The sequence below is a fragment of the Cupriavidus taiwanensis genome, assembly GCF_900250075.1.
Classification (GTDB): domain Bacteria; phylum Pseudomonadota; class Gammaproteobacteria; order Burkholderiales; family Burkholderiaceae; genus Cupriavidus; species Cupriavidus taiwanensis_C.
The window spans coordinates 1,724,554-1,738,059 of record NZ_LT977070.1 but is presented as its reverse complement, the minus strand read 5'-3'; the positions used below and the strand labels follow the sequence as shown (position 1 = coordinate 1,738,059).

10 protein-coding genes and 1 tRNA gene are annotated in these 13,506 nt (G+C 69.5%); 5 read left to right on the top strand and 6 right to left on the bottom strand.

Annotated elements, in window-relative coordinates:
- Window positions 1-82: 82 nt before the first annotated feature.
- Together tig and mnmC are read right to left on the bottom strand one after the other, a co-directional pair.
- Window positions 83-1,438, bottom strand: a complete 1,356-nt coding sequence (tig, locus tag CBM2588_RS08080; RefSeq protein WP_115680085.1) for a trigger factor — start codon at window positions 1,436-1,438, stop codon at window positions 83-85.
- A 230-nt stretch (window positions 1,439-1,668) separates the two neighbouring features.
- Window positions 1,669-3,642, bottom strand: coding sequence for a bifunctional tRNA (5-methylaminomethyl-2-thiouridine)(34)-methyltransferase MnmD/FAD-dependent 5-carboxymethylaminomethyl-2-thiouridine(34) oxidoreductase MnmC (mnmC, locus tag CBM2588_RS08075; protein WP_115680084.1), 1,974 nt, complete (start codon window positions 3,640-3,642; stop codon window positions 1,669-1,671).
- Window positions 3,643-3,788: 146 nt separating this feature from the next.
- On the opposite strand from mnmC, the gene CBM2588_RS08070 reads away from it, so the two are divergent.
- Window positions 3,789-4,646, top strand: a complete 858-nt coding sequence (locus CBM2588_RS08070; RefSeq protein ID WP_115680083.1) for a 23S rRNA (adenine(2030)-N(6))-methyltransferase RlmJ — start codon at window positions 3,789-3,791, stop codon at window positions 4,644-4,646.
- Here CBM2588_RS08070 and CBM2588_RS08065 read toward each other — a convergent pair.
- A complete protein-coding gene (locus tag CBM2588_RS08065) occupies window positions 4,621-4,989 on the bottom strand; it encodes a VanZ family protein (protein WP_115680082.1) in 369 nt (122 codons plus the stop codon). The genes CBM2588_RS08070 and CBM2588_RS08065 overlap by 26 nt on opposite strands.
- Before the next feature lie 244 nt (window positions 4,990-5,233).
- On the opposite strand from CBM2588_RS08065, the gene CBM2588_RS08060 reads away from it, so the two are divergent.
- Both CBM2588_RS08060 and CBM2588_RS08055 read left to right on the top strand, forming a co-directional pair.
- Window positions 5,234-5,320: transfer RNA gene (locus CBM2588_RS08060), tRNA-Leu, on the top strand.
- 262 nt (window positions 5,321-5,582) lie between these two features.
- Window positions 5,583-6,023: a hypothetical protein gene (locus CBM2588_RS08055; protein WP_115680081.1), complete on the top strand. Its 441-nt coding sequence runs from the start codon at window positions 5,583-5,585 to the stop codon at window positions 6,021-6,023.
- 42 nt (window positions 6,024-6,065) lie between these two features.
- Here CBM2588_RS08055 and CBM2588_RS08050 read toward each other — a convergent pair whose 3' ends face one another.
- Both CBM2588_RS08050 and CBM2588_RS08045 read right to left on the bottom strand, forming a co-directional pair.
- Window positions 6,066-9,179, bottom strand: coding sequence for an efflux RND transporter permease subunit (locus tag CBM2588_RS08050; RefSeq protein ID WP_115680080.1), 3,114 nt, complete (start codon window positions 9,177-9,179; stop codon window positions 6,066-6,068).
- Between the two features lie 4 nt (window positions 9,180-9,183).
- Window positions 9,184-10,386 carry an efflux RND transporter periplasmic adaptor subunit gene (locus CBM2588_RS08045; protein ID WP_115680079.1) on the bottom strand — a complete coding sequence of 401 codons (1,203 nt, stop codon included), beginning with the start codon at window positions 10,384-10,386 and terminating at the stop codon, window positions 9,184-9,186.
- Between the two features lie 413 nt (window positions 10,387-10,799).
- On the opposite strand from CBM2588_RS08045, the gene hpnD reads away from it, so the two are divergent.
- A complete protein-coding gene (gene hpnD / locus CBM2588_RS08040; protein ID WP_111519829.1) occupies window positions 10,800-11,636 on the top strand; it encodes a presqualene diphosphate synthase HpnD in 837 nt (278 codons plus the stop codon).
- A gap of 50 nt (window positions 11,637-11,686) precedes the next feature.
- Window positions 11,687-12,949, top strand: a complete 1,263-nt coding sequence (locus tag CBM2588_RS08035; RefSeq protein ID WP_115680078.1) for a Zn-dependent hydrolase — start codon at window positions 11,687-11,689, stop codon at window positions 12,947-12,949.
- Here CBM2588_RS08035 and CBM2588_RS08030 read toward each other — a convergent pair.
- A complete protein-coding gene (locus CBM2588_RS08030; RefSeq protein ID WP_115680077.1) occupies window positions 12,946-13,293 on the bottom strand; it encodes a hypothetical protein in 348 nt (115 codons plus the stop codon). The two genes, CBM2588_RS08035 and CBM2588_RS08030, sit on opposite strands and share 4 nt — an antisense overlap.
- Window positions 13,294-13,506 lie beyond the last annotated feature (213 nt).

Sequence of the window (13,506 nt, the reverse complement as noted above, 5' to 3'; positions counted from 1 at the left end):
TCGTCGGATCGCAAGGCAATCCGGGTAACTCGTGAAGTTCCGGCCCCGCACTGTGGCGCGGGGCTGCCGGTTACTTCCGGCCTCAGGCTTGCTGCGCGTTGCCTTCGGCGGTGAGTTCCTCGAAGGACACCTTCTTGTCGGTGACCTTGGCCTTGCCGCACACGAAATTTACCACGTTGTTTTCGAGCACGTAGGCTTCCATTTCGGCCAGGCGCTGCTGGTCGCCGTAGTACCAGCGCATGACTTCCTTGGGGTCCTCGTAGCTCTTGGCGAAGTCCTCGATCTCGGCCTTGATCTGGTCGGCCTTGGCTTCCAGGCCGTTGGCCTTGACGATCTCGGCCAGGATCAGGCCCAGCTTGACGCGGCGCTCGGCCTGCTGGGCGAACATCTCGGCCGGGATCGGCATGTCCTTGGCGTTGGGCATGCCACGCTGCTCCAGGTCGCGGCGGGCCATTTCCACCAGGCGCTCCTGGTCCTGCTCGATCAGGGCCTTGGGCACATCCAGTTCGCTGGCCTTCAGCAGCGCTTCCATGACCTGGTCCTTCAGCATGGCGTGCGTGCGGCGCTTCACTTCGCGCTCGAGGTTCTCGCGGATGTCGGCGCGCATCTTGTCGACGCTGCCGTCGGCGATGCCGAGCGACTTGGCGAAGGCTTCATTCACTTCCGGCAGGTGGGCCCACTCGATCTTCTTCAGGGTCACGGTGAACTCGGCGGTCTTGCCAGCCACTTCCTTGCCGTGGTAGTCGGCCGGGAAGGCCAGCGGGAAGGTCTTGCTTTCGCCGACCTTCAGGCCCAGCGCGGCCTGCTCGAACTCGGGCAGCATGCGGCCTTCGCCCAGCACGAACGGGAAGTCCTCGGCCTTGCCGCCGGCGAACTCTTCGCCGTCGATCTTGCCGACGAAGTCCAGCGTCACGCGGTCGCCGTTCTGCGCGCTGACGTCGGCACCGCCGTCGCCATGCTCGCCGGCTTCGCCGCGGGCGTGGTAGTGCACGCGCTGCTTGCGCAGGATGTCGATGGTCTTGTCGACTTCGGCGTCGGTGATCTCGGTGCCGGTGCGGGTGACTTCGGCGGCCGACAGGTCGCCGATCTTCACTTCCGGGTACACCTCGAAGGTGGCGTCGAACGCCACTTCATCCTCGCCCACGCCTTCGTTCTTGATCTCGAACTTGGGCTGGCCGGCAACCTTGACGTCCTGTTCCTTGGTGATGTCGAAGAACTTGCGTGCGGCCTTGTCGAAGCGCACTTCGAACTCGACCTGCTGGCCGTACTGCTTCTCGACCATCTTCATCGGCACCTTGCCCGGACGGAAGCCCGACATCTTCACGGTCTTCGACAGGCGAACCAGGCGCTCCTGCTTTTCCTTCTCCACTTCGGCCTTGGGGATGGCCAGGGTCACCTTGCGGTCCAGCTTGCCGAGGTTCTCAATCACGTTCGACATGGTCGTAGATCCAATCCAGAAATGTAGTTGTGTTCGTAGGTGCTGCCGTCTTGTACGCGTACCGCCCGCTTTACCGCCACGGCGCCGTCACCACAGGACGGCCAGGGCAGCGCACCGGCGAACGGAAAGCTCCGCGCAAACGGAAAACGGGGATTATCGCACGGTTTTGATTCGCTTCCGGCAGATTTTGCCCGGAACGCGCCCCGCCCCCGCTGCCTGGCCGCGCCGCGCTACGCCGCCTGCCCATGGCGCAGCGCGCGCAGCAGCAGGCGTGCCGGATCCACCGCATCGGCCAGGTCCGACTCCAGCGGCAGCGGCTCGCCTTCGATCTGGCTGGCCAGCAGTTCCGCGCCCAGCGCGGCCCAGGTAAGGCCGCGCGAGGCATAGGCCAGCGCCGCATAGAGCCCGGGCTGGCGCGGCAGGTCGCGCAGGTGCGCGCCGCGCAGCGACGCGGCCTGCGCCACCGCGGCGGCCTCGTCCGGCACTTGCCCGATCAGCGGCAGCCGGTTGTGCGTGACCGTGCGCACGCCGACATAGCCCGACACGTTGGCGGGATCGATCGCGGCCACCGCGTCGGCCTGGCCCGGCAGCAGCCCGGCCAGCCGGGTCAGGTTGGCGGCGTGGACCGCCGGCTGCGCCGCCAGCGGACCGACATCTTCGTCATAGCTCGAGCCGACGCGGCCACTGCCGTCGGCGGCACGCGGCAGCAGGTAGCCGGCACCGGTCACCACGCAGTCGGGCCAGTCGCCGAGCGCGTCGACCTGCGCGGCTGCCAGCGTCGTCAGCTGTCCGCGCACGCGCCGCAGGGTCCAGTGTTGCTGCGGCAGCAGTTGCTGGGCCTCGTGTGCGTTGGCCAACACCAGTACCGGTGCCGACGCCAGCACGGCGCCGTCCGGCGCCAGCGCCCGCCATTGCCCGTCGACGCGCGCGATCGCGCCGACCCGGCAGCCAAAGCGCGCCGTCACCGCCTCGCCGGCGCGCGCCAGCTGCGCCGCGCAGATGTCCGGCGGCGCCACCCATCCGCCCTGCGGGAACCACAGGCCGCCGCGCGGCACGCCAGCGTGGTGCGCCGAGGCCGCCTCATCAGCGCTCATCCAGCGCACGAAATCCTGCGGCAGGCCCATGGCATCCAGCGCGGCGCGCTGGGCCTCGCCCTCGGCCTCGTCCGCGCCGATCTGCAGCACGCCGCAGCCGTGCCAGCCGACCGCGTGCCCGGCTTCGGCCAGCGCCGCCCAGGCGCGCAGCGCGTACTGGTTGCCGGCGCGCGACAGCCGCGACAGCAGGCTGTCGTCGGCCGACACATGCGCATGCATGGCCGCGGCGCGATGCGCCGAGGTCTGCCGCGCCGGCCCGTCGTGGGCGTCGAACAGGGTCACGCGCCAGCCGCGCGCGGCCAGGCGCTCGGTCACGGCGCAGCCGGCCAGTCCGGCACCGATCACGATGGCATGGCGCTCGGCCCATTGCGCCGGCAGCGGCGGCGCGTGGCGACGCGATTTCCATTGCGGGCGAAAGCGCGCGACGGTCATGTCGCGCTTGCCGCCAAAACCGGGGACCTTGGCGACCTCGAAGCCGACCTCCTTCAGCCCGCGCCGCACAAAGCCCGCGGCGGTATACGTCGCCAGCGTGGCACCGGGACGCGCCAGCCGCGCCAGGCCGCGGAACACCGGCGCCGACCACATCTCGGCATTGCGCGCCGGCGAGAAGCCGTCCAGGTAGAAGGCATCGGCCCCGGCGGCCAGCCGCGGCAGCATCGCTTCGGCATCGCCCAGCGCCAGCGTCAGCACCACGCGGCCCTGGTCGAACGCGAGCCGGTGCAGGCCCGGCAGCGCCAGCGGCCATTGCGCCTGCAGCGCCTGTGCCAGGGGCTGCAACTCGTCCAGGCTGGCATGCAGTTGCGCCAGCCCCTCGCGTGTAAACGGATGCTTTTCGATCGAGACGAAATGCAGCGTGCCGCAGCGCTGCGGATGGTCGCGCCACGCCTGCCAGGTCGCGAGGAAATTCAACCCCTGGCCGAAGCCGGTCTCGACGATGACGAACTGCCGTTGCCCGGCCCACGCATCCGGCAAGCCATTGCCGCCGAGGAAGACATGGGCGGCCTGCGCCAGGCCGCCTTCGGTGCTGTGGTAGACGTCGTCGTAGCGGGGCGAATACGGGGTGCCCTGGGCGGACAGGATGGGCTCGGCGGGCTCGAGTGCGCGCGGCATGGGACAGGAAATTCGAAAGCGGAATGCCCCGGACGCAGCGTCGGGAGCGTGGCAGGGGCGACTCGCGGCGGATGGTAGCATAGCGGCCTTTCCGCGGACGCCGCCGTCTGCCCCGAATCTTGCGCCGCCAGGGCGCCCTGCTCCACATGCTCAGCTATCGTCACGCCTTCCATGCCGGCAATCACGCCGATGTCCTCAAGCACGCCGTCGTGGTGCAACTGCTGGAGCACCTGACGCAGAAGGACAAGGCGTTCTGGTACATCGACACCCATGCCGGCGCCGGCCTCTATGCGCTGGACCACGCCTACGCGCAGAAGAAGGCCGAATTCGAGACCGGCATCGCGCCGCTGTGGCGCGCCGCGGCAAGCGGCACCCCGCTGCCGCCGATGCTGGACGAATACCTGGACCAGGTGCGCGCGCTCAACCCGGACGGCAACCTGCGCCACTACCCGGGCTCGCCCTGGCTGGCCTGGCAAATGCTGCGCGAGCACGACCGCCTGCGGCTGTTCGAGCTGCACAGCACCGAGATCCAGGTGCTGCGCGACAACTTCCGTGGCGCCGGCCGCCGCGTGATGCTGTACGACGGCGACGGCTTCGGCGGCATCAAGGCGATCCTGCCGCCGCCGCCGCGGCGCGCGCTGGTGCTGGTCGATCCGTCGTACGAAGACAAGCAGGACTACGCGCGCACCGTGCAGACCGTGCGCGACGGGCTGGAGCGCTTTGCCACCGGCGTCTACGCGGTCTGGTACCCGCAGGTGCAGCGGCGTGAGGCGGTGCAGTTGCCGGTGCAGCTGCAGGGCCTGCCGCTCAAGAGCTGGCTGCACGTGACCCTGACGGTCAAGCGCCCGGTCGAGGGCGGCCTGGGCCTGCATGGCAGCGGCATGTTCATCGTCAACCCGCCGTGGCGGCTGCAGGAATCGCTGCGCCAGGCCATGCCCGTGCTGGTCGACCTGCTCGGCCAGGACGACGGCGCCGGCTTTACGCTCGAAGCCGAGGAGCGCTGAGCCGGCGCACCAGCCAGTCCAGCGCCATGGCCGCGGCCACGCCGACCGTGTCGGCGAGCAGGTCGAGCCAGTCGGCCTCGCGGTAGCCGGTCTGCCCTTGCAACAGCTCGATCACGCCGCCATACGCGACCAGGCCCAGCCATAGCGGCCAGCCGCGCGCGGCGTAGGCGCGCACGCCCAGCAGGCCCAGCAGCGCAAACCCGAGCGCGTGGTTGGCCTTGTCCCAGCCGGTGGTCGGCAGCGGCTGCGTCGGCGGCATCAGCGACAGCGCCAGCACGGCGGCGGCGCAGGCCCAGAACAGCAGGCGCCAGCGCAGCGGGGTCAGGGTCGGAACGGCAATCATGGGCGGGGACCAAGGTCTGGAAAGCCGACAATATAGCCGCACGGGCCCGCCGGGGCGCGCAGTCGCCACGGGGCTGGATTCCCCCCGCGCCTTGCGCTACAATCCGCAACCTCGTTGCACTGCGGGCTGCCTGCGGCAGATCCGGCAAGAAGACGGCAAAGGCGGGCACTTCCAGCCGCCTTTTTTGCTTTCGTCTCCGGCAACGAGCATCGCGGCCGCCCGCCCGGGCAGCGCCGCAAGGACCGCGAGGGTGGCGAAATTGGTAGACGCACCAGGTTTAGGTCCTGACGCCAGCAATGGTGTAGGGGTTCGAGTCCCCTCCCTCGCACCACCCGCCCGTCAAGTGGCGGGCTGACAACCTCCCCCCAAAAAGAGTTCGATTGACTTCGATCGGCCATGCGGCAACCGCTGCGTGTCGAAGCGACGACGCGCGCGTTTGCGCCGATTCGCGGCGCTTGGCGCAGGTGGTAGAACACCTGAGTGGCAGCGCCTTTCGCGGACCCTTGCGGCGATCTATGCTGAAGATGTCGGAGCCGCCGTGCGCACTGCGCAGGTGGTGCCCGGCATGATCACCTCAGCCCCGCGGAGGGCATATGAAATTCCCTGCCTTGCTGTTGGCAGCGTCGATGGCCGCTGGCTGGACATCGTTCGCACAGGCCGCCGGATGCCAGTACGACATGCAGTGCAAAGGTGAGCGGATCTGCCACCACGGGCAATGCGTCTATCCCGAAGTGGAAGAGTCCGCCGAAGCGGGCGGCCCGCCAAAGTCGGGCGCTGCCGCAGCGGCTGCCGCGCCGGCGGCGGAGGTGACTCCGGTACCGACCACTTCGGTAACCCCGAGCGCCCCAGCCACGATAACCGGGACCACTATCAAACGCAGCCCCTACCCGCCACCGCCGCGCGGCTGCTGCACCGTGGCCGGCAAGCTGAAGCTGTCGCCGGCCTCGGCGTCGGATACCAGCCTGGCCAGCGGCGACGCATGCCAGGGGCTGACCGCCTCCGGCAAGCCGGTTCCCGGCACGATCTGCAACTAGGCGCAGGCCTGGTGACGTAGCGCAGGACCCTGGCGCCGGCCGTCACACGGCCACGGCGCCCGGTCCGTCTTCGGGCCGCCGCACGCGGAACCAGGCCGCGTACAGCGCCGGCAGAAACAGCAGCGTCAGCACCGTGGCGATGATCAGCCCGCCCATGATGGCCACCGCCATCGGCCCCCAGAACATCGACCGCGACAGCGGGATCATCGCCAGCACGGCTGCGGCCGCCGTCAGGATGATCGGGCGGAAGCGGCGCACTGCGGCTTCGACGATCGCAGTCCATTGCGGCACGCCGGCGCGGATGTCCTGCTCGATCTGATCGACCAGAATCACCGAGTTTCGGATGATCATGCCAAGCAGCGCGGTGATGCCCAGCTGCGCCACGAAGCCCATCGGCGCCCGCAGCAGCAATAGCGTGGCCGCGGCGCCGATCAGCCCGAGCGGGCCGGTCAGGAACACCATCGCCGCGCGCGAGAAGCTGTGGAGCTGCAGCATCAGCAGCGTGAAGATGATGAAGATGCACAACGGCAGCTGCGCCGCGATCGAGGCCCCGGCCTTGCCGCTCTCTTCTTCCGCCCCCGCCACGGTGATGCGGTAGCCCGGCGGCAGCTGCGCGCGCAGCGCGTCCAGCTTCGGGTTGACCTGCGCGGTGACGGTCGGGCCCTGGATGCCGTCGACCACGTCGGCCTGCACGGTCACGCCGAAGTCGCGGTTTTCGCGCCAGACCACGCCGGGCTCGGCGCGCAGCGTCACGCGTGCTACCTGGGTCAGCGGCACCACGCGGCCGGTGTTGGTCGGCACCAGCATGTTGTTCAGGTCCGAGATTGCGTCGCGCTCGTTGCGCGGCGTGCGCATCAGGATGTCGATCAGCTTGTCGCCGTCGCGGTATTGCCCCACCGGCACGCCGCTCAGCACCGTCTGCGTGACGCGGGCGATGGCCTGGGTGGTAACGCCCAGCGCGCGCGCCTTGTCCTGGTCGATCTCCAGGCGCAGCATCTTGACGTTCTCGTTCCAGTTGTCGTTGACGCCGACGGTGTTGGGGTTGGCGCGCATCTCGGCCTTGACCTGGTCAGCCAGCCGGCGCACGGCGGCGGCGTCCGGGCCGATCACGCGGAACTGCACCGGATAGGCCACCGGCGGCCCGTTGGGCAGCAGCTTGACGCGCCCGCGCAGGTACGGGAACTCGGCATCGAGCAGCTGGATGACGCGGCGGCGCAGCGCGTCGCGCACTTCGGTGCTGGCCGGCATCACGATCACCTGCGCCACGTTGGACTGCGGGAAGATCTGGTCCAGCGGCAGGTAGAAGCGCGGCGCGCCGGTGCCGACGAAAGTGGTCAGGCTGGCGACGTCGCGGTCCTTGCCGATCCGTTGCTCGAAGCGCTTGGCTTCGGTCTCCATCTGGGCGAAGCTGGTGCCCTCCGGCATCCACAGCTCCACCATCAGTTCCGGGCGGCTGGAATCCGGGAAGAACTGCTTCTCGACGAACTTGAAGGCGTAGATGCCCAGCGCGAACGCCACCAGCGTGATCGCGATCACCAGCTTGCGCCAGGTGACGCACCAGTCCACCAGCCGGCGGAAGCGCGCGTAGAACGGCGTGTCGAAGACCTCGTGGGCCTCGCCCGCGCCCGGGCCGCGGGTCTTGAGCAGCAGGTAGCCCAGGTAAGGTGTGAAGTAGACCGCCGCCAGCCACGACAGCACCAGCGCCAGCGCCGTCACCGCGAAGATGGCGAAGGTGTACTCGCCCACCGTCGAACGCGCCAGTCCCACCGGCAGGAAGCCGGCCGCGGTGATCAGCGTGCCGGTCAGCATCGGCATCGCGGTCGAGGTATAGGCAAAGGTGGCGGCCTCCATCTTGGAGAAGCCCTCTTCCAGCTTGCGCACCATCATCTCGACCGCGATGATGGCGTCGTCGACCAGCAACCCCAGCGCCACGATCAGCGCGCCCAGCGAGATCTTGTGCAGGCCGATGCCGAAGATGTTCATGAACAGGAACGTCACCGCCAGCACCAGCGGGATGGTCAGCGCCACCACCAGCCCGGGGCGCACATCGAGCCGCAGCGGCCGCGTGTGCAGCCCGAGCGAGACAAAGCTCACCGCCAGCACGATCACCACTGCCTCGATCAGCACCCGCACGAACTCGCCGACCGAGCGCTGCACCGCCTCGGGCTGGTCCTGCACCTGGTCCATCTCGATGCCCACCGGCAACTGGCCGCGCAGCCGCTCGAAGGCGCTGCGCAGGTTCTTGCCCAGCTCGATGATGTCGCCGCCCTTCTGCATCGAGATACCGAGCCCGATCACGTCCTTGCCGTTGAAGCGCAGGCGCTGCTGGGTGGGGTCGACATAGCCGCGGTAGACGTGGGCGATGTCGCCCAGGCGGATATTGGCGATGCCGTTGGGCCCGCGCAGCACCAGGTTCTCCAGGTCTGCCACGCTGGCGAACTGACCCGACAGGCGCACCTGCAGGTTGTCGCTCGGGGTCACCAGCACGCCGCTGCCGGTCAGGTTGTTCTGCTGCGAGATCTGGTCGGCGATGGCGTTGATGTCCAGCCCCAGCTGGGCAAAGCGCGCCTGGTTGAACTCGATGTAGACCTTCTCGTCCTGCAGGCCGATCAGCGAGACCTTGGCCACCGACGGCACGCGCAGCAGTTCCTGGCGCACCAGGTCGGCATATTCGCGCAGCTCCTTGTAATTGAAGCCATCGGCCGAGAGCGCGTAGATGGTGCCGTAGACGTCGCCGAACTCGTCGTTGAAGAACGGCCCGCGCACGCCGGCCGGCAGGGTCTGCTGGATGTCCCCGATCTTCTTGCGCACGGTGTACCAGACCTGCGCGGTCTCCTTCGCGGGCGAGGTGTCCTTGAGCTGGAAGATCACCGTGGTCTCGCCGGGCTTGGAGAAGCTGCGGATCTTGTCCGCATAGGGCACTTCCTGCAGCTGGCGCTCGATCTTGTCCGTGACCTGGATTGCGATCTGCTCGGCGGTGGCGCCGGGCCAGAAGGCCTGCACCACCATCACGCGGAAGGTAAACGGCGGGTCCTCGTCCTGGCCGAGCTGAAAGAATGCCAGCAGGCCGCCGAGCAGCAGCACCACCAGCAGGTAACGGGTCAGCGGCTGGTGTTCGAGCGCCCAGCGCGACAGGTTGAAGCGGGAATGGTCCATCCGCTCACCCCTGCTTCGGGGTGGCGGCCGCCGCCGACGCCGGCGCGACCGTCTGCAGCGGTCGCACCTTCTGGCCCGGGCGCAGCAGATGCACGCCCGCGGTGACGATGGTCTGGCCCGGCGCCAGGCCCTGGCGCACTTCGATCTCATTGCCAAAGGCTTCGCCCAACGTCACGGCCACCGGCTTGACCGTGCCCGACGCGGCATCGTAGGTCCAGACCATGTCGCGGCCCTGCTCCTGCAGCAGCGCGGTCAGCGGCACGCGCAGCGCCGGCGCGGCGCCGTTGCGCACGAAGGTCACCACCGCGGTCATGCCCAGCTTGAGGTCGGCGGGCGGAGTGGGCACGCTTACGCGGGTGGCGTAGGTGCGCGTGACCGGGTCGGCCGCGGCGGCGATCTCGCGCACGCGGCCGGGCAGCGCGCGCTGCGGCTCGGCCCAGGTATGGACGGTCACCTCGGTCAGGCCGCGCAGCAGGCCGACCTGGTCCTCGGGCAGGCCGATCGCGACTTCCTTCTCGGCGGTCTGCGCCACCCGCACCACCGGCTGGCCAGGGGTGACCACCTGGCCCACCTCGGCGTCGATGGCGGTGACCACGCCGTCGGCGTCGGCATGCAGCACGGCATAGGCGGTCTGGTTGGACTGGCTGCGCAGCCCGGCCTGCGCCTGGCGCAGCCGCGCTTCGGCGGCGTCGAAGCTGGCCTGGCGCCGTTGCTGCTCGGCGGCGCTGATAAAGCCCTTGGCGAACAGGTCGTTGTAGCGCTTCAGGTCGGCCGCGGCGAGGTCGCGGTCGGTGCGGGCGGCCTCGACCTGCGCGCGCGAGCCGGCTTCGGCCAGCGACAGGTCGGCGGGATCGAGCCGGGCCAGCGGCTGCCCCTTGCTGACCACGGCGCCGACGTCCACCAGCCGCGCCGCGATCTTGCCGCCGACGCGAAAGCCAAGCCGCGACTCCACGCGCGGGCGCACGTCACCGGAAAATTCGAAGGCGGTCTTGCCACTGTGCGGACTGAGCTGCATCATGCGCACGGGGCGGATCTCCGGTGCGGGCTCGGGCGCCTTGCCGCAGCCGGCCAGGACCAGCGCGCCGGCCAGCGACAGCGCCGCCACGGCCGGGCCGGGGCGCCTGGCCTGTCGCCGCGGCGTGGTGACGACGGAGGTGGCAGAGGAATCTGGAGCCGCAACTTCCGGCACTTGGCAAAGCACTGGCATCGGTAGGCAACGAGTCGGAATGGGTCAACTGCTGGGCGGGCCGCGCTCCACGATGGATCACGCCGCCTGATCGAGCGGGCCGAGGTGGCAGCCTGACGGGGCCGGCGGGCAGCCGGCGGGTGTCCGGACGCCGGCACGGGCACTAAATAACTTGCCGGTCAGTAATATAACGACCGCCCCGGGGTGCGTCAAACGGCAGGCGACGAAACGCCTGGAATGAAGCTTCAAGCGGCGCTACAGGGCGGCGAACCGCGCCGGACGCACGCGGTCCAGCCCGGCCGCGATGCTACAATCCGGCGCGCCGGCGGCGCACCGCGACGCGGCTGCCCCCATCGGCCTGGCACCCCGCTTATCCGGCGCGGTTCCCCAGCGGTTCCCCAGCGGTTTGCCCACTTCTTCGACCCGAGACCGGCGTGACGCCCGATCAGTATTGCCAAGAGAAAGTCGCCCAGAGCGGCTCGAGCTTCTATTACAGCTTCCTGTTCCTGCCGGCCGAGCGCCGCCGCGCGATCACCGCGCTGTACGCGTGGTGCCGCGAAGTCGACGACGTGGTCGACGACACCCATGACGCCGGCCTGGCGCACCAGCAGCTCGACTGGTGGCGTGCCGAGCTGCGCCGCCTGTTCGACGGCGCGCCGACCCACCCCACTACCCAGGCCCTGCAGCCGCATGTCGCCAGCGCCGGCCTGAGCCAGGCCGAGATGGCCGAGGTGCTGGAGGGCATGGAAATGGACCTGACCCAGACCCGCTACCTGGACGAGGCCGGCCTGGCGCGCTACTGCCACTGCGTGGCCGGCGTGGTCGGCACGCTGAGCGCGCGCCTGTTCGGCTACACCGATCCGCAGACGCTGGTCTTTGCCGAAAAGCTGGGCCAGTCGCTGCAGCTGGTCAATATCCTGCGCGATGTCGGCGAGGACGCCCGGCGCGGGCGCATCTACCTGCCGGTCAATACCTTGCAGCAGTTCCAGGTGCCGGCTTCCGAGATCCTGAAGGGCGAGCATTCCGGGCGCTTTGTCGCGCTGATGCAGTACCACGCCGGCCGGGCCCGCGCGCTGTACCATGAGGCGCTCGCGCTGCTGCCGCGGCAGGACCGTCGCGCCCAGCGCGCCGGCCTGCTGATGGGGGCGATCTACCACGCGCTGCTCGACGAACTCGAAGCCAGCCAGTTCCAGGTGCTGAACCAGCGCATCGCGCTGACGCCGCTGCGCAAGCTGTGGATCGCCTGGAAGACCTGGGTGCGCAACAGCTAGCGCGCGGACTACGCCGCCTTTTCCGACCACCTGTTCCAAGCCGTACCGCCATGACGCAGACCTCCGCCGCCCTCGGCGACACCATCCTCGCCCATGCCGACGAACTCGCCCGTTTCTCCGACATGGAGGGCGGCCTGACCTGCGCCTACCTGACGCCCGCCCACCGCTCTGCGCAGGCCCTGCTGGCGCAGTGGATGGAAGCCGCCGGCATGCAGGTGCGCATCGATGCCATCGGCAATGTCATCGGCCGCTATGCCGCCGATCCCGCAGTGCGTGACGCGCGCGTGCTGCTGACCGGCTCGCATTTCGACACCGTGCGCAATGGCGGGCGCTATGACGGCCGGCTTGGCATCCTGCTGCCGATCGCCGTGCTCGGCGCGCTCAACCGGGCCGGCGTCCGCCTGCCCTATCACGTCGACGTGGTGGCCTTCGCCGAGGAAGAAGGACTGCGCTTCAAGACCAGCTTCCTGGCCAGCAGCGTGCTGGCCGGCCGCTTCGACGCCGCGCTGCTCGAACGCCAGGACGCCGACGGCGTAACCCTGCGCGAGGCGCTGGCCGCATCCGGCCTGCCCGGCGCCGGCGAGCTGCAGGCGCTGCGCGACGCGGCGCTCGATCCGGCGTCGCTGCTGGGCTTTGTCGAAGTGCATATCGAACAGGGTCCGGTGCTGCTGCACCATGAGCTGCCGCTGGGCGTGGTCACGCAGATTGCCGGCAGCAGCCGTTTCTCGGTGCGCGTCGAAGGCCTGGCCAGCCATGCCGGCACCACGCCGATGGGCATGCGCCGGGACGCCGCGGCGGGCGCGGCCGAAATGATCCTGCTGGTGGAGCAGCGCTGCGCGGCGGCGCCGACGCTGGTCGGCACCGTGGGCCAGTTGCAGGTGCCGAACGGCTCGAGCAATGTCATCCCCGCGGCCTGCACCTTCTCGATGGATATTCGCGCCGGCGAGGATGCCATCCGCGAGGCCGCCATCGCCGACATCGTCGCCGGCATCGCGCAGATTGCCGAACGCCGCGGCCTGAGCGCGCAGGTGGAGCGCGTGCCGCCGGTCAACAACGCGCCGTGCGCGCGCTGGCTGATGGATCAGTTCGGGGCGGTGCTGAAAAAGCGCGGGCTGCAGGCGTTCGAGCTGCCGTCAGGGGCCGGCCATGACGCCATGATGATGCAGCGGGTCACCGACGTGGCGATGTTGTTCGTGCGCTGCGGCAACGGCGGCATCAGCCACAACCCGCTGGAGACCATCACCGCCGAAGATGCGCAGCTGGCCGCGGAGGTTTTCGTGGATTTCCTGCGCCACTTCCAGCCGCGCGGCTAGCCGCCCTGGTAGATGTCGCGTCCGAAGTCGTAGAGATTCTTGCGCAGCCGGCGGCGTTCGTCCGGCGACAGCCGCGAGCCGCCGCGTTCCTCGCCGCGCCGGCGCTCGGCCTCGCGCTGTTCGGTGCGATGGCGCTCGGCACGGGCGCGCGCTTCGCGCTGGCTGTTGCCCGGGTCGCTCGCCTGCGCCGACGGATAGCGCTTGAGCAGGTTGGCCATACCCGCCGATTGCGCCAGTGCCGTCCCGCCCGGCATGCACAGCGCCAGCACGGCCAGCGCCAGCGCAAGGCATGCGCCGGCGATACCATGCTGCGGATGCCCGTGCCGGGTTCGGTTCACTTTCATTGATAATGGCGGTCTTGGCTTCGCGAAAAGGCAGTGGTTGGACTGCCTGTTGGACTGCCCTGAAGCCGGGAATTCCGGTACCCCGTCCGGCACCGCGCCCTCTGCAAGCATTGCGCCAGCTGGCGCTGGACGGGCTGGCGGAAGCCGTGGAGCGTCCGGCGAAAATGCGCGGAAAACCGCCGCGCACGGCGCCGAAATGGACGGATTGCGCAG

Excerpts from the sequence above, each read along its gene's own strand:
- CBM2588_RS08050 (WP_115680080.1), bottom strand. The coding sequence starts at position 9,179 with ATGGACCATTCCCGCTTCAACCTGTCGCGCTGGGCGCTCGAACACCAG.
- CBM2588_RS08030 (WP_115680077.1), bottom strand. The coding sequence starts at position 13,293 with ATGAAAGTGAACCGAACCCGGCACGGGCATCCGCAGCATGGTATCGCC.
- CBM2588_RS08045 (WP_115680079.1), bottom strand. The coding sequence starts at position 10,386 with ATGCCAGTGCTTTGCCAAGTGCCGGAAGTTGCGGCTCCAGATTCCTCT.
- CBM2588_RS08070 (WP_115680083.1), top strand. The coding sequence starts at position 3,789 with ATGCTCAGCTATCGTCACGCCTTCCATGCCGGCAATCACGCCGATGTC.
- CBM2588_RS08055 (WP_115680081.1), top strand. The coding sequence starts at position 5,583 with ATGAAATTCCCTGCCTTGCTGTTGGCAGCGTCGATGGCCGCTGGCTGG.
- CBM2588_RS08035 (WP_115680078.1), top strand. The coding sequence starts at position 11,687 with ATGACGCAGACCTCCGCCGCCCTCGGCGACACCATCCTCGCCCATGCC.
- CBM2588_RS08065 (WP_115680082.1), bottom strand. The coding sequence starts at position 4,989 with ATGATTGCCGTTCCGACCCTGACCCCGCTGCGCTGGCGCCTGCTGTTC.
- tig (WP_115680085.1), bottom strand. The coding sequence starts at position 1,438 with ATGTCGAACGTGATTGAGAACCTCGGCAAGCTGGACCGCAAGGTGACC.
- mnmC (WP_115680084.1), bottom strand. The coding sequence starts at position 3,642 with ATGCCGCGCGCACTCGAGCCCGCCGAGCCCATCCTGTCCGCCCAGGGC.